The organism is Streptomyces sp. NPDC091209 (assembly GCF_044757755.1).
In the GTDB taxonomy this organism is placed as follows: Bacteria; Actinomycetota; Actinomycetes; order Streptomycetales; family Streptomycetaceae; genus Streptomyces.
On sequence record NZ_JBIVVR010000024.1, the window covers coordinates 14,695 to 34,842 of the forward strand.

Genomic DNA, 20,148 nt, shown 5'->3' on the forward strand with positions numbered 1-20,148 from the left:
TCCGCACCCGTCCGGCCTCATTCCTGGGAGAGCGCTCTCCCCCGATGTCGTGATTCAGTTGTAGACCCCGAACTCGTACAGCGAATAGCCCCAGCCGGTTCCTCGGGCCGTGCCGTTCACCCGTACGTAGCGGCCGGTGCCGGACACGTCGTAGTCGTCGACGCCACCGTTGCCGTCGGTGACCGTGCGGACGGTGGTCCAGTTCTGCCCGTCGTCCGAGGTCTGCAGGGTGTAGGCCTTGGCGTACGAGGTCTCCCAGACCAGTTGCACATGGCGGAACGAGGTGCGGGTGCCGAGGTCGACCCGGAGCCACTGCGGGTCGCTCCAGTCGCTGGCCCAGCGGGTGTTGAGGTTGCCGTCGACGGCGCCCGCCGCGGTGCAGGGGCAGTCGCCGCCGCCCGTCTGGTACGAGGAGGCGGTGGCCGGCTTGCCGAGGGCGACGTTCGTGCCGCTCGGGGTGGGCGGTACCACCCGCACGGAGCGGGTCTCGACACCGACGTTGCCCTTGCCGTCCTTGGCCTTGACGTAGAACTTCCAGACACCGGGCCGGTCCGGCGCGGTCACCCGGAGCCGGCCGCCGCCGAGGTCGGTGAAGGGCAGCGAGTTGAGCTGTTTGTTCTGGTCGATGTACATGCTGTTGTCCAGCACCTCGTACGTGATCGGATCGCCGTTGGGGTCCGTGGCCTTGACGGCGAGCGTGAGGTCGCGCCCGGCGGGCACCTTGCCCGCGTCCCCCTCGACGGACAGATCGGTGATGACCGGCGGGGTGTTGTCACGGGAGGTGTCCGCGCCGTACGCCTTCTTCACCGCGTAGTACGAGAGCCTCTTCTCCCCCGCGGGCAGCAGGTTGAACCAGATGCCGCCGAAGTCGTACTCGGTGCCGTAGTGGAACATCGTCGCGCCGAGGGCGACGCCCTTGTGCCCGGTGACGCAGTTCCACGCCCGGGTGTAACCGTCGGCCTTCGCCCGGTCGGTGGGTTCCGCGGGGACGCCGTTGGCGTCGTCCGGGACCTCCCACTCGCCCGCGGGACCGGTTTCGGTGACGATGTAGGGCTTGGTGTAACCACCCTGCTCCCAGGCCGACTTGACGTCACAGATCGCGTTGTAGGCGTTCACCGCGTACAGGTCCAGGTCGGGCGCGTTCCGCTTGTAGTAGGGCCAGGCGCCGGTCCACGCGTCGGTGGAGGTGACGGGGTGGTTGGGGTCGACGGCGTGGATCTTCTTGGTGATGTCGTCGACGAGCGTGGTGTACGCGTCGCGCTGGCGCTCCAACTCGGCGCCGCTGTAGCAGTTCTGGAGTCCGAGCACAGACTCGTTCCCGACATTCCACATCAGGACACCGGGGTTGTCCTTGTAGGTGGCGGCCCATTGGGGGAACTCGGTGAGCACCTGGTTCTTGTAGGCGGTGTCGGTCAGGTAGTTCACACAGCCGCCGCTGCCGGGACCGCCGCCGGGCTGCAGCCAGAAGCCGGCGATCACTCTGATGCCCTGGGCCGCCGCCGCGTCGAAGAGGGGTTTGCTGGAGGCGTCGGTGCCCCAGGTGCGGACGGTGTTGACGCCCATCGACTTCAGGTCGGGCATATAGCGCCCGGCGTCGGCGACGGCCGGCCCCCAGGTGAGGCCCTTGATCTGGTACGGGCTTCCGTCGACGGTCAGTTGCCAGTTGCCCTGCGAGCCGGTGACCTTGACGACGCCGCCGGCCGCCTGGGCGGGCTGGGACGGCAGGACGAGTGCTCCCGCGGCGAGCAGGCCCGCGGTGAGGGGCGCCGCGATACGGCGCCGGGTGGTACGGGATCCGGTCATGGGTGTCCGTCCGGTGTACGGGTGAGGGGTGCGGGTGAGGAGTGCGGGTGAGATGGGGTGGGGGAGCCGGTGGAGTGCGGGTCAGGTGGGGGGCGTCCCGCCGGTCCGGGTGCGGGCCGGACCGGCGGGACGCGTCCGCGTCAGGGAAGCCGGTAGTTCTCGTCGAGTGCCGCGCCCGCTTCGGGGTGCGTCTGGTCGTAGCCGCGGGCGTCGCACTGGAGTCCGCCGACGACGCAGTGGTCGACGAGCGCCTTGAGCGTCGGCGGGTCCCACACGTTGAAGAAGTCGTAGTGGAAGGAGTAGCCCGCGCCGCTCGAGAGCCTGACCTGCGACATGTCACCGTTGACCGGGAAGGCCATCTTGAACTCGATCATCGGCAGGGCGACCGGGTGGTCGTCCGGGCAGATGTTGTTGTTGGTGCCGGGGTTGACCACCGGGTACGCCATGTGACTCTTGTGGTCGGGTGTGTCCAGGTACTTGCCGTCCCAGCAACTGGGCGCCTGGAAGCGGATGTTGAGCTGGACGTCGGCGGTGTTCGGGCACTGCTGCGGGAAGTCCACGTTGAAGTAGCTGTTGCCGCACTCCCATCCCTCCACGAACCCCCGGTGGTTGCGGAAGTCGGCCGCGGACTGCATCGGGCTGCCGACGACGAACCGCAGCCCCTTCGGGAAGGGCCGGACACTGGTGTAGTCGGTGACGCCGGCCTTGTAGTAGATGACCTGCGGACCGACCGGCAGAACAGGGGTGTTGCCCTTGAGCAGGGTCGGCATCCAGTACCCCGACTTGTCGCCCGGGGCCTTGCAGCTGGTCGAACCGGCGTCGAGCGAGGCGGTGGTGCTGGCCGCTTCGGTCGTGGTGTTGCCCAGGAAGGTGTGGTCGTGGGACTTGCCCGGCTGACCGGGATAGACGATCGGATCGTCCGGCCTGGTGCGGGTCACCGAACAGTTCGCCTGGAACTCGTGGAAGTAGCGGTGCGTCGGATCCGCCTTGGACGGGACGACCCCGGTCACCTGCGGGTTCGCGAGGATGTAGCCGTCGCCGTCAGGGTCCTCGGGCGAGGAGAGGGTCGAGGCGGCCATCGCGTGAGCCGCGTGGACGGGCGTCGAACCCGCCACGGACGAGGCCGGACCGGACGCGGGGTCGGCGCTCATCGCCACTCCGGCCAGACCGAGCGACGTCAGCACCAGCGCGCTGGACATCAGTAATCCTGAGACGATCTTCGATCTCCGTGCCATGGAGACCTCCTGCCACGTCGATGGGGACGGTGGGGGTCGGGCGGCCGGGAGCGGCGGTGAGCACAGTGCCGCTGGGGGCCGCCCGCGTGACGGTCCATCACATGTGCCGAGGGAAACGGGAGAGCGCTCTCCCGCTGAGGAGTGTTGTAGCGGTTGCGTGAGGGTGTCAAGGGAGTTGACTAAGGATCACGGCGGCGCATCATGCGCGCACCTCTTGAACACAATCCCAGGCCCCTCAGCGATCTCCCTTTGGGACCATAATCCCGTGAACCCTCCCAAATACGGGGCGAGTTGCCCGTCGGCCGCGCAATAACATCGGGGACTCCGGTCACAACTCTTGACGTGTCGTTCACCTGGATGAAGCATGCATCGGCGAGAGAGCGCTCCCCCGTACCTCCCATCGTTCACTTCCTGAACCAGGAGAGTCGCCCCCCATGTCTCGAACCCCCACAGACGTCCCGGAGCCCGGCCGTTCCACCGTCGCGCGGCGCACCGTCCTCGGTGCGATGGCGGCCGGCGCGGCGGCGCCAGGACTGCTCGCCCTGTCCTCACCGGCGTCCGCCTCGCCCGCTGTTCCCGCCGTATCCGCCCAGCCCGCCCAGCAGCCGTCAGCTCTTCCCGGCGGAGGCGATCTCGGCCCGAACGTGATCGTCTTCGATCCTTCGACGCCGGGCATCCAGGCCAGGCTCGACCAGGTCTTCCACCAGCAGGAGTCGGCGCAGTTCGGCACGGGCCGCTACGCGTTCCTGTTCAAGCCGGGTACGTACAGCGGCCTCAACGCGCAGCTCGGCTTCTACACCTCGATCGCGGGCCTCGGTCTGTCACCGGACGACACGGCGATCAACGGTGACGTGACCGTCGACGCCGGCTGGTTCAACGGCAACGCCACCCAGAACTTCTGGCGTTCGGCGGAGAACCTCGCCCTCACTCCGGTCAGCGGCACCAACCGGTGGGCGGTCGCCCAGGCCGCTCCCTTCCGCCGTATGCACATCAAGGGCGGCCTCAACCTCGCCCCCGACGGCTACGGCTGGGCCAGTGGCGGCTACATCGCCGACAGCCGCATCGACGGCTCGGTCGGTCCGTACTCGCAGCAGCAGTGGTACACCCGCGACAGTTCGGTGGGCGGCTGGGTCAACGCCGTCTGGAACATGGTGTTCTCGGGCGTCCAGGGCGCGCCCGCGCAGTCCTTCCCGAACCCGCCGTACACCACGCTCGACACCACGCCCGTCTCCCGCGAGAAGCCGTTCCTGTACCTCAACGGCAGCGAGTACCGGGTGTTCCTGCCGGAGAAGCGCACCAACGCACGCGGCGTCACCTGGGGCAACGGAACCCCGCGCGGCTCGTCGCTGCCGCTCAGCCAGTTCTACGTGGCCAAGCCCGGTGTCACCGCCGCCACCCTGAACGCCGCGCTCACGCAAGGTCTCCACCTGCTGCTGACACCGGGGATCTACCACCTCGACCAGCCGATCCAGGTGAACCGCGCGGGCACGGTGGTCCTCGGTCTCGGCTACGCCACGCTGGTCCCGGACAACGGCGTCACCGTACTCAGGACGGCCGACGTCGACGGGGTCCGGCTCGCCGGTTTCCTGATCGACGCCGGGCCCGTCAACTCCGCGACCCTCCTGGAAGTCGGTCCGGCCGGGGCCTCGGCGGACCACTCGGCCAACCCGACGACCGTGCAGGACGTCTTCGTCCGCATCGGCGGGGCGGGCGCAGGCAAGGCGACGACCAGCATGGTCATCAACAGCCGGCACACGATCGTCGACCACACCTGGATCTGGCGGGCCGACCACGGCACGGGCGTCGGCTGGGACACCAACCGGGCCGACTACGGCATCCGCGTCAACGGCGACGACGTGCTGGCCACCGGGCTGTTCGTCGAGCACTTCAACAAGTACGACGTGCAGTGGTACGGCCAGCGGGGCCGCACGATCTTCTTCCAGAACGAGAAGGCGTACGACGCGCCGAACCAGGCCGCGATCCAGAACGGGAGCGTCAAGGGATACGCGGCCTACAAGGTCGCCGACTCCGTGACCACCCACGAGGGATGGGGCCTGGGCAGCTACTGCTACTACAACGTCGATCCGACGATCGTCCAGCACAACGGATTCGCGGCGCCGAACAAGCCGGGCGTGAAGTTCCACGATCTGCTGGTCGTCTCGCTGGGCGGCCAGGGTCAGTACGAGCACGTCGTCAACGAGACCGGCGCGCCCACGTCGGGCACCTCGACGGTGCCGTCCACCGTGGTCTCGTACCCCTGACCGCCCCGCGCGGAGCCTGAGGTCAGCAGGACGCCAGGCTCCTGAGGTCCACCGCGTCGGCCATCGCCTGCATCCCCTTGTCGTTGGGGTGCAGGTGATCGCCGCCGTCGAAGAACGGCAGGATCAGTTGCGGGTCGTACGGATTGCGCGTGATCCTGTCGAAATCCGTCACGGCGTCGAGCGCGCCGCTGTTCCTGATCCAGTCGTTGACGCCCTGGCGCACGGCCTCGGAGGCGGCGTCGTACTCGGCCCAGCCCTTGAACGGCATGACGGTCGCGCCGACGACACATATGCCCGCCGCGTGGGCCCGGTCGATGATCTGCCGATAGCCGGCGATCATGTCGTCCACCGTGACACCGGAATGGGCCTTGATGTCGTTGATGCCTTCGAAGAGGAAGACCGTGCGGACCCCGGGCTGGGAGAGGACATCACGCTGGAGTCTGTTCGGAGCGGCCTGCCCGGCGCCGTCCGCGAGCACCTTGTTGCCCGAGATCCCCTCGTTCGCCACTCCCTTCACGGTGAGCCCGGACGCGGCCTGGAGCCGCCGCGACAGATAGTCGGGCCAGCGGCGGTTCTCGTCCGTGGTCGAGGCCCATCCGTCGGTGATGGAGTCGCCGAGGGTCACCACCGAGCCGATCGCCGCGGACGTCTCCACGTCGACCGCGTCCAGCCAGTACCAGGAGCCCATCGGATCCGTCCAGTCGGCCGCGCCCTCCTCGGCCGCGTGGTCGCCCGCGGTCGCGTAGTTGGTCTGCATGGCCATGCCGTGGCCGGTCGTCGGTCCCTGGGCGCCGGTCACGTACAGGCTGATGACCAAATCGCTCTGGGCAGCCAGATCTCCGGGCAGCGGGTCGCTGAGCACGGTCTCGCCGGCCGGGACGGTGACGGACGCGGCCCCGCCGAACGACATCTGCCGGTTGGAGCCGTGGACCAGTTCCGCACCCTGCTTCCGCAGCCCGGCGTACGCGCTCGCGAAGGTCACCGGGTGCTCGCCGAAGGCGTTGGACAGCCGGATCCGCAGGTTCGTGCCGCCGATGCTGGTACGCACGATCAGCCGGTAGCTTCGGTCGGCGGGGCCCGCGCCCTGCCGGTCGGCACTGGCGCCCCAGGTGACCACGGAGTGCTTCGCCCGCGACACGGCGACGGGCGTCGACGGCGTGCCCGACGAGGCCCCCGGCTGCGCCGCCGCCGAGGCGGTCAGGGGTCCGCAGAGCGCGAGGAGCAGCACCGATACGACGCCCACGGCACGGCGGCGGAACCGGGCGCCGCTCATCCGAGGCCCCTCAGGGTGACGGACTCACCGGGCTCGAGACTGACCTTGCGCGAGGCACCGCCCGCGACGACGGTCGTCTCGCGGCCGCCGACGCTCGTCAGCGTGGCCGCGGTCACCTTGCCGTCCTTCCAGCCGATGTCGGCGACGAAGCCGCCGCGGACGCCCACGCCGGACACCGAGCCGGATGCGGCCCAGGCGGCGGGCAGGGCGGGCAGCAGCTCGATGTGTCCGGGCCGTGAGTAGACCAGCATCTCGACGATCGCCGCGGGGGTGCCGAAGTTCGCCTCGATCTGGAAGATGCCGCGGCCCGTCTCCACCTCGTAGATGTCGAAGAGGTTCATCGCGCTGCCGTTGCTGCCGTTGACCGACGGCTTCAGGTTGTTGACGACCAGCTGGTAGGCGTTCTCCGCGTTCTTCAGCCGCGCCCAGCACAGGCTGCGCCAGGCGTTGGCCCAGCCGAAGCTGTGCATGCCGCGCGCGGTGAGCAGGGCGGTCGCGCCGTCGAGGATGTCCTTCGGCGTGGAGTCGTCGGGACGGATCCGGTCGCCGGGGAAGAGGCCGATGAGCGGGGAGAGGTGCCGGTGGGTGGTCTCGCCGAGGTTGTCGGGCGACATCCACTCCTCCAGCCAGCCGGTCTTGGGGCTGACCACGGGCAGATAGAGACGCGCCCGCAGTCCGTCGACGGTCCTGCGGTAGGTGGCGTCCTTGGCGAGCACCTCGGTCGCGGTGCGGTAGTTGCCGAAGAGGTTCCACACCAGTTCCTGGGCGTACGTGATGCCCTTGGCGTCGAGCGGACCCTGCTCGGGCGACCAGTCGCTGTCGGCGATCAGGACCTCGCGCTCGGTCCCGGACGCGTCGGTGACGGTCGTGGTGATGAGGCGGGCCTCCCAGAACTGCACGGCGCCCTTGAGGAGGGGGTAGATCTTCTTGAGGTAGGCGCGGTCCTGCGTGTACTCGTAGTGCTCGAACAGGCTCTGGCAGATCCAGGCGTTGCCGGCCGGGTGCCACCACCAGCCGCCCCCGCCATAGGGGTTGGTGGAGATCGCCACGGTCCAGCCGGCGATCTTTCCGCTGGAGTTGCGGTACCGGTTGCTGGAGTCGTTGAACAGCCGCTGGGTGACCTCCGTCCAGTCGGGGAGCTGGACGAGGCAGTAGTCGGTGAAGGCGTCGAAGCAGTCGGACAGACCCGCCCGGTCGGCCATCCAGTAGTTCATCTGGAGGTTGATGTCGGTGTGGTAGTCGGCCATCCAGTCCGGGTCGTTGCCGTCCAGCCAGGGGCCCTGGAGGCCCATCGGCAGGCTCCCCCGCGATCCGGAGATCATGAGATAGCGGCCGAACTGCAGGTAGGCGGCCTCGAGTTCCGGGTCGGGGATGTCGTCCCGGTGGCGCGCCCGCAGCCGCTCCGAGGTGTCCAGCTCGCGCTGCGCGGCGGAGGACGTACCGAGGTTGATGTCCAGCTGCCCGAACACGGCTCGGAAGTCGGCGACATGGGTGTGCAGCAGCGTGGTCGCCGAGTGACCGGCCGCGTTCAGGACCTTGGTCCTGGCGAGGCGCTCCGGGGCCAGGGACGGGTCGCGGAACTTCGTCGCCGCGTCGGGCACGTAGTTGGTACCGCCGCTGACGACGACGGTGAGGTCCTTGCAGCCGCTGAACGCGATCGACGTGCCGTCGACGCGGACCCTGCCCGTGCCGCTGTACGCGGTGACGGCGGCGCCGTACTTCAGGCCGTTGGCCAGGGAGGCGCCGAACGACATGCAGCGGCCCGCGCTGTTGACGGTGGTGGACTCGCCGTGGGTGCCCGCGAGGGAGACGGTACCGGTGTAGGAACCGCCGCCCTGCTGGGAGAAGTACAGGACGATGGCGTCGTCGGGTCGGCTGGCGAGGATCTGCCGCCGGTAGGTGACGCCGGAGACGTCGTACGAGGTGCTGATCAGGCCCTGGGCCAGGTCGAGGGAGCGACGGTAGTTGTTGACGTTGCCCAGGTCGTGGTCGGGGAGGGCGACGGTGAGCTCGGCCAGCATCGTCAGGGAGCCGAAGTCGTCGCGGCCGTACGGGAACTGACCGTCGCTCTGCAGCTTGTCGTTGAGACCGCCGGTCCACAGGGTGGCGTCGGTGATCATCAGGAGTTCGTCGGAGGGGTCGTTGCTCGCGAGCGCCGCGAGGCGCCCGTTCCCGATCGGCAGCCCCTGCTCGATCATCGACGGGGCGGAGCCGGGAGCCCCCCACCACAGCTGGTTCTTCGCGGCGTCGGCCGCGGCCAGCATGGGCGATGCGCTGGGGCGCAGGGGGGCGGCCGAGGCGGTGAAGGCGGGCAGACCGCCCAGTGCGGTGGCCGCGCCGGCTGCGGCGGCGAGGGCGAGGAAGCCTCTGCGGCTGGGGGTGTTGTCGCGTGCTGCGGTGTGCTGAACGTCCACGGTTGTGCACTCCATATCCGGGAGCTGCTCATGCGGGAACGACGGCTGCGGACCGTCGGCGTGGTGTGGGTCCCCGCGGGGCCCGGGTGGTGTCACCGGGCCCCGCGGGAAGCGGGTCGGGCGGACTGCTGAACCGGAGGGGCCTACGGAGCTCAGACCGACCGGGGAACGACGATCCTGTCGATGTCGGGGGCGTAGCCGCTGCCGCTGTCGAAGGTGATCGTGTTGGAGCCGGCCTTCAGCGCCAGTTGGACGCTGACCGTCTCGGCCGTGTTCCAGTCACCCGTGGAGGGGAACTTCTCGCTGGTGCCGTTGCCGCTGTCGGAGGAGACGGTCACCGAGCGGGGGTCGCCGCTGACGTAGCCGACCTGGACGGTGTAGATGCCGTCCTTCTGCACCGTGACGTCGTTGAACCGCAGCTTGCCGCCGGTGTAGAGGTTGCCGACCTTCTTCCCGCCGGAGCAGGCGTCGCAGCCGGCGACCGAGGCGTTGCCCGACAGGGTGTTGGCGGCGGACTCGGCCTCGTAGCTCGTGGTGGTCGACGTGCCGCCGCCTGGCTTGACGGTGAACAGCCGCGAGCCGTGGGCGGGCAGCGCCTCGGTGATCTTGTTCTTGTAGGTTCCGAGGTTCGTCTTGTTCCACAGGTCGCGCACGGAGGCGTTTCCGGTGAATCCGAGGGAGGCCCACTGGGCGGTGACGGAGGCCGGCGAGCCGGCGAGGTTGAACAGGGCGACGGTGTAGCTGCCGTCGGCGTTCTCGGTGCCCCAGACCTGCTGGTCGCCGACCGTGGTGACCGGACGCGCCACCGGCGAGTCGTTCTGGTCGACGGCGATGACTTCGTCGTCGGTCAGCAGGGAGACGCCGTAGCTGTCCAGCTTGGTGAGGTCGTCACCGGTGAACAGCGGCGACTTGTTGATGGCCCACAGGGTCATGTAGCTCTGCCGCTCGGCCTTGGTCAGGCCGTCCATCTCTCCGTTGCCGACATCGAGGCTGTCGAGGTCGTTCCAGCCGCCCGGGCCCGCCTTGCGGCTCCACGCGGGGGCGTCGTCCCACCGGTCGTTGACCGAGTTCTCCCAGGTGACGAGGGTGTTGCAGTAGCACTCGACGTCGGTGTCGATGCGCCAGCCGTTGGAGTACTTCTTCCAGTCGGCGGCGTGGCCGATGTCGAGCGACCAGGAGAGTTCGAGGTGGATCGGGCGCCCGGTGGCGGAGATGGCCTTCTGCCAGGCGGCGACGTCGGGGACGTTGTCGTAGTTGTCACCGGACTTGAAGGAGCCCGGCCCCACGCCGTCGAGCTTGAGGAGGTCGTAGCCCCAGTCGGCGAACTGCTGCGCCTGCGAGTCGATGTACTTCTGCGCGCAGGGGTTGTCGAAGTTCAGCTTGTAGGCGTTGTCCCAGCCGTTGGTGGTGCGCAGGTCGGAGTAGACGACGTCGGCGGTGGTGCAGCCGGGGGCGTTCCAGATCGGCGTTTTGCCCTCGCCGTACGCCTCCTTCTCCAGGCCGACGGGCAGGTAGATGCCGGCCTTGAGGCCCTTGGAGTGGATGTGGTCGGCGACCGACTTCATGCCGTGAGGGAAGCGGACCGGGTCGGGCGTCTGGCGTCCGTACTGGTCGAAGCCCGTCTTCCAGGTCTTGTCCATCCACCAGCCGGCGTCGATGTTGACATGGTCGTAGCCGTGGTTCTTCAGCTTGGCAGCGAGGGCGTCCGTCTGCTTCAGGACGTTCGCCTCGGTGAGGTAGCTGTAGTCGCCGTCCGGGTTGAGGCCCGGGTACTTCGACGACTGCATGCTCCAACTCGACCAGCCCATGTACGGCTTGGCCGCGACCGGGGTGATGGCGGGGGTCTCGCGCGGCACTGAGGTCTTGGCCTGTGCCGCCGGGACGGACGCCGCGAGGCCCGCCGTGAGGGCCAACACCACCACGGCTCTCAGGGTGCGTGCGGGCAGGACGGAATACGAGGATGACCGCATGGGTCGCGCCTCCTGTGGGGGGTCAGGGTTGGGGCGGCTCAGCCCTTGCCGGAGCCGATGGTGAGTCCGCTGATGCACTGGCGCTGGAGCGCGAAGTACACCAGGAGGGTGGGGATCGCGGTCATCAGGGCGCCGGCCGCGATGAGGTTGGGATTGGTGAAGTAGGCACCCTGGAGGTTGGCCAAAGCGGAGGTGACGGGGCGCTTGTCGCCCGACTCGATCAGCGCGAGAGGCCAGAAGAAGTCGTTGTAGATCCAGATCGATTCGAGGGTCGCGAGGGCCGCGAACGCGGGGCGGCACAGCGGCAGGATGATCTGGAAGAACTGGCGCCGGACGGGGGCGCCGTCCACCAGCGCCGCCTCGGAGATCTCATTCGGGATCGACTTCATGTGGGTGCTGAGGACGAAGGCGCAGAACCCGGACCGGTAGGCGATGTGGATCGCGGGGTGCTCTGCAGATAGGTGGAGATGCTCTTCTGGAAGGTGTCGTGGTCGACGGTGTTCGTCCTCACCGTCAGACCGGTGTCCTTGGCGAACGCGTCGGTGGCGGAGGCGTAGGCCTTCTTGGGGGCGGCGTCGGCGGCGTTGGATCCGAAGGTGACCGTCGTCGGGTCGGCCCCCGCTCCCCCGCCGCAAGCGGTCAGGACGGGCGCGGCGAGTGCGGCGGCGCCGAGTCCTAACAGTCCGCCGACGACTCCGCGGCGGCCCGGGTCACGCGCAGCCAGGGGATTGCGGCTCCGCTGCGTCATTGTTGCTCCTCACGCGTGTCCGTACAGGTCTGATCTTCAGTGCGTGGCTGTTCTTCGTTACGTGCTGGTCGGTGCGTGTGCGCTGTCCGGCGCGCGCTCGCCCCTCAGGGCGTGCTGCTCCTCAGCGCGCGTCCGAGGTGATGAAGGACTGGATCGCGGTGGCCGCCGCCCCGCGCGCCCACTCCTCGAAGGGCAGCGGCCGGGTCTGTACGTCGCAGTCCGCGGCCGAGCCGAAGGCGGCCGCGGCGAACGCGTCGCGGATCTGCTCGGCGAACAGGTCGTAGGCGGCCAGGCCCTCGCCGGAGATGATCACGCGCTCGGGGCCGAGGAGGTTGGCCACGGTCGCGATGCCCCGGCCGATCGCCGCTCCCGCCCGGGCGTACACCTCCCGGGCGCCTGGGTCGCCGGCGTGGGCGAGGGCCAGTGCCTCGGTGGCGTCGGCGACGCTCGCGCCGGTGACCTCCCGGATCCGGCCGACGATCGCGGGGTCCGAGGCGATCGCCTCGACGCAGCCCCGGTTGCCGCAGTGGCAGCGGGGACCGGCCGGGTCGATCGCCACATGCCCGATCTCACCGGCCACGCCGTGCGCTCCCGCCACCACCTGTCCGTGCACCACCAGACCGCAGCCGATGCCCGCGCCGACGGTCACCAGCGCGAAGTCGGACAGCCCCACCCCGGCCCCGAACCACTGCTCGGCCACCGTGAGCGCCCGGACGTCGTTGTCGAGGGTGACCGGTAGTCCGGTCGTGGTCGCCACCAGTTCGGCGAGGGGAACGTCGCGCCAGTCCAGGAACGGCGAGTAGCGCACCACTCCGGCCGCCCGGTCCACGTCGCCCGAGACGGCGATGCCGAGCCCTCGGACCTGCACCCCGAAGCCGTCCGCCTCCGTCAGCAGTTCCTGTACGAGCCCCGCGACCGAGGTCAGTACGGCCTTGGGTTCGCGGGAGGTGAGCGGAACGCGCCGGGCGACCCGGATGCGGCAGCACAGGTCGGTGAGTACGGCGATGAGCTCGTCGCCCGTCACCTTGATCCCGAGGAACAGGGCCCTCCCGCCGTCGACCCGCACCGGGTTGGCGGGCCGCCCGAGGACGGGCTGCGGTGCGTCCTCGGCGATGTCCTCCACGAGGTAGCCGGCCTCGATCAGCGGCCGGACCGCCTTGGTGACCGCAGCCGCCGACAACCGGGTCCGCCCCGCCATCTCCGACCGGGTGAGCGGGCCGTGGGACAGCACGGTGGTGAAGATCTGGGAAGCGGCCGGTGTGTGGGCCGGGAACGCCTCGGTGAGAGAGGTCGAGCGCATGGCCGGAACCTATGGCCCTTATTTTCTGCTGTCAATGAAAGAAACAGGATTCCCTTGAGGATGCCCAATGAGGCATCTGTGACCTGTGAATTCAGGAAGGTGAGCGCCCATTGACACACGATCCAAGGTCAGGGTTGGCTTTCCCGTGTCTCGTACGTGAGCACCACCCGAACGCGAGGACCCATGTCGCCGATCTCCTTCGCCCCGGACACCGGGGTCTGGCTGCTGTCCACACCGCGCACCTCGTACGCGCTGCGGATCGACGGGACCGGAGCGCCCTGCCATGTCGCGTGGGGCCCACGGCTGACGCCGGCGGAGGCCGAGGAGCTGGCTGTGCCACCCGCGCCCGAGGCCAGCAGCTTCGAGGGCAGACCACCCGTCGGGGAGGAACTGCCCGTCGACGGCGGCACGCGCTACGGACCGCCGTCACTGCAGGTGCGGTTCGCGGACGGCTCCCGGGCCTTCGAGTGGCAGCCGACCGGCCACCGTGCCGACGAGGCCGAGCTGACCCTGTCGTTCCGCGACCGCCGCTACCCGTTGCGGGTGGAGCTCCACTACCGGGTGCGCGAGGACACGGACGTCATCGAGCGCTGGACCGTCGTCCGCAACGACGGCGACGAGCCCGTCACCCTGCTCCGCGCCGATTCCGCCGCCTGGACCCTGCCGCCGCTGCGGGACTACCGGCTCAGCCGCGTCACGGGCCAGTGGTCCGCCGAGAGCCAGTTGCGCCGCGACCGACTGCCGTACGGCGAGACCGTGTTGACCAGCCGTCGCGGGATCACCAGCCACCACGCGAACCCGTGGCTGATGCTCGACGCGGGTGAGGCGACGGAGGACCACGGACGGGTGTGGAGCGCCGCCCTCGCGTGGAGCGGGAGTTGGCGCGTCACCGTGCAGCGCACCCCCGACGGGCGGGCCGGATTCACCGGCGGCCCCGGCCAGGACGGCACGACCGTGCCGCTCGCGCCGGGCGAGGAGTTCGCCACTCCCCCGTTCGCGGGACTGTGCACCGACGGCGGCTTCGGCGCGGCCAGCCGCGCCTGGCACGCGTACGTCCTGGCCCATGTCCTGCCCCATGCCGACGAGTTCGCCCCGGTGCTCTACAACTCCTGGGAGGCGACCGGCTTCGACGTCGACGAGGCCGGGCAGAAGGCGCTCGCCGAGCGGGCGGCGGCGCTCGGGGTGGAGCTCTACGTCGTCGACGACGGCTGGTTCGGGGCGCGCCGCAGCGACCGGGCGGGCCTCGGCGACTGGACACCCGCGTCCGACCGCTTCCCGGACGGGCTGGCCCCACTGGTCCGCGCGGTGCACGGGCTCGGGATGCGCTTCGGCCTCTGGGTGGAGCCCGAGATGGTGAACCCGGACAGCGACCTGTACCGCGAACACCCCGACTGGGTACTGCACTTCACCGGCCGACCCCGCTCCGAGCTGCGCAACCAGCTGGTCCTCAACTTCGCCCGCCGCGAGGTCGCCGACTGGGCCCACGGCTGGCTGACCCGGCTGGTCGGCGACCACGGCATCGACTTCCTCAAGTGGGACATGAACCGCGCGTTCAGCGAGGCCGGCTGGCCCGACCGGCAGGACGGCGCCGACCGTCTCGGCCCGGCGTACGTGCGCAATCTCTACGGTGTCCTCGACCGTCTGCGCGCGGACCATCCGGCGCTGCGGATCGAGACGTGCAGCGGTGGCGGCGGCCGGGTCGACCTGGGCATCCTGGCCCGTACGGACCAGGCGTGGGCGTCGGACAACACCGACGCCGCCGACCGGATGGGGATCCAGTGGGGCTACGGCCAGATCTACCCCGCCCGCACGATGGGCGCCTGGGTGACCGACGTACCCAACCAGCTCACCGGCCGTACGGTCCCGCTGCGCTTCCGCTTCCATGTCGCGATGGCCGGGGCGCTCGGCATCGGGGGCGATCTCACCCGCTGGTCCGAGGAGGAACGGTGCGAGGGGGCCGACCTGGTCGCCACGTACAAGAAGGTCCGCCATCTCGTCCAGCACGGCTGGCTGGACCGGCTGTCGCCGCCCGCCGAGGACTCGGACTGCGTGGTGCAGTACACCGCCGCGGACGCCTCGGAGACCCTGCTGCTCGCCTACCGGCGTGTCTCCCGCCACGGCGCGCCGAGGCTGCCGGTCCGGCCGCGCGGTCTGACCCCCGGGCGCCGCTACCGCGACGCCCGCACCGGCGCCGTGCACCACTCCACGGTGCTCGGCGAGTACGGGCTCGACCTCGACCTGCCGGCGGGCGACTGGTCCAGCACGGCGGTGCACCTTGTCCGGGAGGACTGACACTCCGTCAGTGCACCCGTGGGCGGCCCGTGTCGCTCTCGACCGCCGGGGGACTCGTCAGTACCGCTGGGCCTTCGCCAGGACCGGCGTGAGCTGGGGCTCCGCTGGCTGCCTGCTGATCACGACCGGCTGTGCCTTCTTCCCCGGGGCGAGGTTCTCCTTGCCGACGAACGCCGTCTCCACGACCTTGCCGTCGGGGTTCTTGAAGTCGACCTGCACGGCGTAGGAAGCCGTCTTGCCGGAGTTGTTGGTGATGGTGACGACCACGGCACGCAGCCCGCCGGTCTCCGCCGTGGGCAGGCCGGTCATGCTCACGTCGGCGGTGGCGTTGCCGCTGCCGCTGACGTTCTTGAGCTGCTTCTCGGCGGTGGCGGCGGCGCGGGCCGTGTCCGCGGAGACCGATGCCGCGAACTCGGACGCCCTGGCCGAGACGGAGGCGGCCGCCGACGACGCCCGTCCGCTCGCGGACTCGATGATCGAGGAGGCGGCCGAGGCGATCGCGGACGGCGGCGTCCCCGTGAAGTTGGACGCGTTCGGCGGGGTGGGCCGGGGGGTGATGGAGGCCGTACTGCTGCTGCCGCCGTTGTCCGAACTGCACGAGACGAGCAGGGAGCCGCACGCGATCGCGGACAGCAGGGCAGCGATACGCCGTGATCCGCTTCGGCCGTGCGGAACGCGTCTGCTCATGGGGGCTCGCCTCTTCCTGCCGTACGGGGCACGGGGGCTCGTCCTTTTCCTGCCGTACGGACTCCCTCATGCTCTGTGCCGCGCCGGGCGAGGGCGAACTGCGGGGGCCCATTGGGGTGGCGCACGGCACGTCAGCCCACGTGCCGTGCTCCGTCGAGCCACGCGTCCGAGACGGCCAGGGCCGCCGCCATGATGCTCAGCTGCGGGTTGACCTCCGGGCAGCCCGGCAGGACCGAGCCGTCCGCGACGAGAACACCGCGGACGCCACGGAGCCTGCCTTCGGGGTCGGCGGGCGCCCACTGCGGATCGGCACCCGCGGCGACCGTGCCGGTCGGGTGGAACGCCGACACGTGCAGATCGCGGACGCCGACGGAGGTGAGCAGTTCATCGAGCGCGTCGAGCGAGCGCGCGCGGGGCGCGCCGGGGACTCCGGTGAGGACCTCCTCCGCCCCGGCGGCGAACAGCAGGCGGCCCATGGCCCGAACGGCGGTCATCAGCCGGTCGCCGTCGCGCGGGTCGAGGCCGTAGCGGACGAGTGTCCGTTCCCTGCCCCGGACCTGCCCGGACGGACGGTCGGCGATCATGGCGCCGAGGGTCGCCAGACGGTCCGCGCCCTCCAGTTCGCGCCGCAGTTCCCGGCCGAGACCGGGCAGGACGAAGCTGCTCATGCCGGGCGGGCTCGCGGTCGCCTCGATCAGGATCCCGCGCGCGTGCAGTTCCTCGACGCCGACGCTCTGCAGCACGCCCCGCCAGGCGGTCACCGGCTCGGCGAAGCGTCCGGCGACGCTGGTGGCCGGGTGCACGCTGAGGTTGCGGCCCAGCCGGGGGTGCCCGCCGAGACCCGAGCGGCGCAGCAGGGGTGGCGTCTGCAGGGTCCCGGCCGCCGTCACGACGAGGGGGCTGAGGATCTCCAGTTCGCTGCCGTCGGAGCGGCGGACCCTGACTCCGGCGGCGCGCGGCGGGCCCGGCACGTCGTGGTCCAGCAGGACGCGGCGGACCCGTGCGCCGGTGACGATCCGGGCGCCGGCCGCACAGGCGTCGGGCAGGACGGACAGCTGCACGCTCTGTTTGGCGCCGGTGGGGCAGCCCACCACGCACTGGCACGAGCCTTTGCAGCCAGGGGCGTTGCGGCGCAACGGGGCGGCCCGCCAGCCGAGCCGTTCGGCGCCGGTGAGGGCGAGGAGTCCGTTGTTGCCGAGGACGTCGAGGGGTTGGGGTGCCACGCGCAGGGTGCGCTCGGCCTCGTCGAGGAAGGTCCCGAAGCGGTCGGCGAGCCCGAACCCGAACGCACCGCTCCATCGTTCCAGGACGTGGTCCGGAGTGCGGTAGCAGGTACCGGAGTTGACGACGGTGGTTCCGCCGACGGCACGGCCCACCGGCAGCAGGATCGGTGGATTGCCGAGGGCCACGGTGGCGCCGCCGTCCCGGTAGAGCTCGGCGAACCGGTCCAGCGGTGCCCGGCGGCCGAAGGAGGCGGTCGAGTGGTGCCGGCCCTCCTCCAGGACGATCACGCTCAGTCCGGCGAGGGCGAACGTCCGTGCGGCCGTCGCGCCGCCCGCGCCCGATCCGACGACGACCACGTCGGCCGTGCTGCGGGCCGGCCATTCCTCCGCCGGGGTGCAGTCGAGGGGCGGATCCACCGGCGTGGTCGCGGGGGCGGGCGCGGCCGGCATGCGTTCGGTGCCCGCGGCCAGCAGCACGGGGACCTTGAGGAGATCCAGCAGCGGGGCGAGCCGGGGGCGTGCGGCCAGCGAGCGGAGCACGTCCTCACGTTCGCCGGGGCCGAGGGCCGCCAGGCGTCTGCCGGTGCGCACGACGGCGTACGTCTCCAGGGCGGCGACGGCGGTGTGCACCGCGGCGCGGGCGGGCCGTGGCAGTGCGGCGAGCACGGCGTCGAGGCGGTGCGGCACGCGGGCGGTCCACGCGGTGTCACCCTCGTCGGCGAGCAGCGCGGCGACGAGTCCGTCGGCGGTCATCGTTCGCCCGCCTCGGCGTGCGCGGTGCCGTCCAGTACCCAGGAGGCTTCCGGGCGCCAGTGGCCCCACCAGCGTTCCAGGACGATCCGGGCGTCGGCGGACTCACTGTTGCGGCACACCGCGCGGGCGCCGTCCGGGTCGCGGTACTCCAGGGTGAGGGTCCGCTCCGGGGGCTGGTCCACCTCGACGCGGATGCGGCGCAGTGCCGTCCGGCCGGTGACCGTCCACTCGGGCAGGCCGAACGCGGCCCGGAACCGTCCGAGCCCCAGCCGGCCGATGGCCGAACGCTCCGGCCGCCGCGGCCAGGTACGCCCGTTCCGGCGCAGGCGCAGGAAGACGAGCGGGGGCAGCCGTCGCAGTACGGGCCGGGTGGACACGGCGGCGACGATCTCCAGGACGTCTCCGCCGCCGAGGTCCGCGTGCAGCCAGGTCCACCGGTGCGCGTTGCCGTGCCCGTAGATCCGGGCCGGGGCGCCGGGTGCGCCGCTCAGGTTCAAGGTCGTGCCCCCGTACGAGAACTCGCCCTCGTACGTGGCCCGGGCGGCCGGGAGCATCTGGGCGGCGGGCAGCAGGGGGCGGCGCCATGACCAGCGGGGGAAGGTGAACAGCGGCGGACCCTGGGGCTGTTCGGCGAGCTTCCAGCGGAAGTCGCCCGCGCTTCCGGTCAGTTGTCCGGGGGTACAGGTCACATCGCCGGTCACGAATCCGTCCGTCGGCCGGGTCCAGGGGACGGGTCCGAAGCGGGCGTGCCGTACCTCGCCCTCGCGGGGGAACACCGCGGCCCAGCCGTGGGCGACCGGCTCGGATCCGTCGGCGGGTGCGATGAGTTCGTGGTGCAGCCAGACTCCGGTGCCGCTCGCCGGGTCGGTGAGGGTGGTGTACCAGACCTCGGTGCGGCCGGGGGCGCCGTTCCATCGCGGGGCCAGGTGTTCCGCGGGGTTCTCCGGGCGCGGGAAGCGGAAGCTGAGCAGGAAGGGTGCGAGGCCGCCGGCCAGGGGGAAACGCAGGACGCCCCGGCCCACCCGTGCGTCGCCCTCGTACAGGGTGAACGGCAGCACGGTCATCGACGCGATCGGCCGGCGCGGGGTCACCGACTTCCAGCCGTCCAGGGTGAGGCGGCGCCCGTCGGCGGTGAACGTGAGCCGGTAGCGGATGCGCCGCCGGGCGATGGGCGACACCTCCAACTCGCCCTCGGCACACGGGTCGTCGGCGCGACCGGTGATCCGCGCCCGGCCGGTCAGGCGGGCTTGTGTCGTCCGGTGCGGGAGGAGGACCCGGTCGGCCGCGGCGCGCAGGTCGAGGCGGATGGGCAGTTCCTCCGGCTCGCCGTCGAGGCGGACCGTGCCGAGCATCGTCTCGGCGAACACCGTGCCCCTCACGCGAGGCCGTCCAGCATGATGCGCTCGGTGGCGCGGAGATAGGTGTCGGCCGCCGCGTGTGCCTGCCGCGCGTCCCCCGCCGTCACGGCCTCCACGACCGGCGCCAGCCGCTCGTGGGCGGCCTCCGCGTCGGTGAAGGGACCCTTCAGCAGGGAGCGGACCGGCAGGTAGGCGTTGAAGAGCGTGTTCGTCAGCAGGACGTAGACGCGGTTGCCGGTGGCGCGGGCCAGCGCGCGGTGCACCTCCACATCGGCGAGCTGCACCGCGTCGGCGCCCTCGGCCCGCCGTACGGCCGCGAGCAGCGCGCTCAACTCGGCCCGCTGTACCCGGGTGCCGCGCTCGGCGGCCCGTTCGGCGATCAACGCGCCCACCCCGCGCCGCACTTCGAACACCTCGCGCACCCAGCCGGCGTCGTGCCGCACGAGCATGGGCAGGAGATCCGCCCCACCGAGCCGGGTGTAGTCCCGCACCCGGGTCCCGACTCCGTGCCGCGTCTCCAGCAGCCCGGCCTGCACGAGCCGTCCGAAGGCGTGCTTGAGCGTGGTGCGTGTGACGCCGTACCCGTCGGCCAGCCGCCGCTCCGGGGGGAGGTAGCTCCCGGCCGGATGACGGCCGTCGAGGATGTCCGTACGCAGCCGGTCCTCCAGGACGTCCACGATGGTCTCGCGCGGCAGAGCCTCCACGACTTCCCCTCCGGTCAAGTGGCTGAGTGGATGAGCCACTGAACCAGTGGAGTTTCCCGGAGTCAACCCCCCGGACGCCGCCACCCGGCCCGAACCGGCTCTGGAATCAGGCAAGTTGGACCGGACC

General features: G+C 70.9%; 13 protein-coding genes and 1 pseudogene. 2 read left to right on the top strand and 12 right to left on the bottom strand.

What is annotated here, in order from left to right; all coding sequences use genetic code 11:
* Positions 1 to 54 precede the first annotated feature (54 nt).
* Both ACIQRL_RS39960 and ACIQRL_RS39965 read right to left on the bottom strand, forming a co-directional pair.
* Entirely contained in the window at positions 55 to 1,803 is a 1,749-nt protein-coding gene (locus tag ACIQRL_RS39960) for a discoidin domain-containing protein (protein ID WP_401341089.1), read from the bottom strand.
* Positions 1,804 to 1,943: 140 nt separating this feature from the next.
* Positions 1,944 to 3,038, bottom strand: a complete 1,095-nt coding sequence (locus tag ACIQRL_RS39965) for a DUF1996 domain-containing protein (RefSeq protein WP_401341092.1) — start codon at positions 3,036 to 3,038, stop codon at positions 1,944 to 1,946.
* Between the two features lie 434 nt (positions 3,039 to 3,472).
* Between ACIQRL_RS39965 and ACIQRL_RS39970 the strand changes: the two genes are divergently transcribed.
* Complete coding sequence (locus ACIQRL_RS39970; RefSeq protein ID WP_401341094.1) at positions 3,473 to 5,299, top strand: coagulation factor 5/8 type domain-containing protein; 1,827 nt, start codon at positions 3,473 to 3,475, stop codon at positions 5,297 to 5,299.
* A gap of 22 nt (positions 5,300 to 5,321) precedes the next feature.
* On the opposite strand, the gene ACIQRL_RS39975 is transcribed toward ACIQRL_RS39970, so the two are convergent.
* The 6 genes and pseudogenes from ACIQRL_RS39975 to ACIQRL_RS40000 form a co-directional block, all read right to left on the bottom strand.
* Positions 5,322 to 6,572 carry an SGNH/GDSL hydrolase family protein gene (locus ACIQRL_RS39975; RefSeq protein WP_401341096.1) on the bottom strand — a complete coding sequence of 417 codons (1,251 nt, stop codon included), beginning with the start codon at positions 6,570 to 6,572 and terminating at the stop codon, positions 5,322 to 5,324.
* The gene (locus ACIQRL_RS39980; RefSeq protein WP_401341098.1) at positions 6,569 to 8,986 is read right to left on the bottom strand and encodes a glycosyl hydrolase family 95 catalytic domain-containing protein; all 2,418 of its coding nucleotides are present in this window, start codon (positions 8,984 to 8,986) and stop codon (positions 6,569 to 6,571) included. The genes ACIQRL_RS39975 and ACIQRL_RS39980 overlap by 4 nt, the downstream gene beginning before the upstream one ends.
* Before the next feature lie 152 nt (positions 8,987 to 9,138).
* The gene (locus ACIQRL_RS39985; RefSeq protein ID WP_401341101.1) at positions 9,139 to 10,956 is read right to left on the bottom strand and encodes an alpha-galactosidase D; all 1,818 of its coding nucleotides are present in this window, start codon (positions 10,954 to 10,956) and stop codon (positions 9,139 to 9,141) included.
* Positions 10,957 to 10,994: 38 nt separating this feature from the next.
* Positions 10,995 to 11,396 (bottom strand): annotated as a pseudogene (locus tag ACIQRL_RS39990) (carbohydrate ABC transporter permease); the annotation flags it as partial.
* Entirely contained in the window at positions 11,342 to 11,704 is a 363-nt protein-coding gene (locus ACIQRL_RS39995; RefSeq protein ID WP_401341236.1) for a hypothetical protein, read from the bottom strand. The pseudogene ACIQRL_RS39990 and the gene ACIQRL_RS39995, both read right to left, overlap by 55 nt.
* A gap of 121 nt (positions 11,705 to 11,825) precedes the next feature.
* The gene (locus ACIQRL_RS40000; protein ID WP_401341103.1) at positions 11,826 to 13,004 is read right to left on the bottom strand and encodes an ROK family protein; all 1,179 of its coding nucleotides are present in this window, start codon (positions 13,002 to 13,004) and stop codon (positions 11,826 to 11,828) included.
* Between the two features lie 183 nt (positions 13,005 to 13,187).
* On the opposite strand from ACIQRL_RS40000, the gene ACIQRL_RS40005 reads away from it, so the two are divergent.
* Complete coding sequence (locus ACIQRL_RS40005; protein WP_401341105.1) at positions 13,188 to 15,296, top strand: alpha-galactosidase; 2,109 nt, start codon at positions 13,188 to 13,190, stop codon at positions 15,294 to 15,296.
* A 57-nt stretch (positions 15,297 to 15,353) separates the two neighbouring features.
* Here the strand turns inward: ACIQRL_RS40005 and ACIQRL_RS40010 are convergent, their stop codons facing one another.
* The 4 genes from ACIQRL_RS40010 to ACIQRL_RS40025 form a co-directional block, all read right to left on the bottom strand.
* The gene (locus ACIQRL_RS40010) at positions 15,354 to 15,983 is read right to left on the bottom strand and encodes a hypothetical protein (RefSeq protein ID WP_401341106.1); all 630 of its coding nucleotides are present in this window, start codon (positions 15,981 to 15,983) and stop codon (positions 15,354 to 15,356) included.
* A gap of 131 nt (positions 15,984 to 16,114) precedes the next feature.
* Positions 16,115 to 17,959, bottom strand: coding sequence for a GMC family oxidoreductase N-terminal domain-containing protein (locus ACIQRL_RS40015; protein WP_401341107.1), 1,845 nt, complete (start codon positions 17,957 to 17,959; stop codon positions 16,115 to 16,117).
* The gene (locus tag ACIQRL_RS40020) at positions 17,956 to 19,338 is read right to left on the bottom strand and encodes a hypothetical protein (protein ID WP_401341109.1); all 1,383 of its coding nucleotides are present in this window, start codon (positions 19,336 to 19,338) and stop codon (positions 17,956 to 17,958) included. Before ACIQRL_RS40020 ends, ACIQRL_RS40015 begins: the two co-directional genes overlap by 4 nt.
* A complete protein-coding gene (locus tag ACIQRL_RS40025; RefSeq protein ID WP_401341222.1) occupies positions 19,335 to 20,021 on the bottom strand; it encodes a FadR/GntR family transcriptional regulator in 687 nt (228 codons plus the stop codon). The genes ACIQRL_RS40020 and ACIQRL_RS40025 overlap by 4 nt, the downstream gene beginning before the upstream one ends.
* Between the last annotated feature and the right edge of the window lie 127 nt (positions 20,022 to 20,148).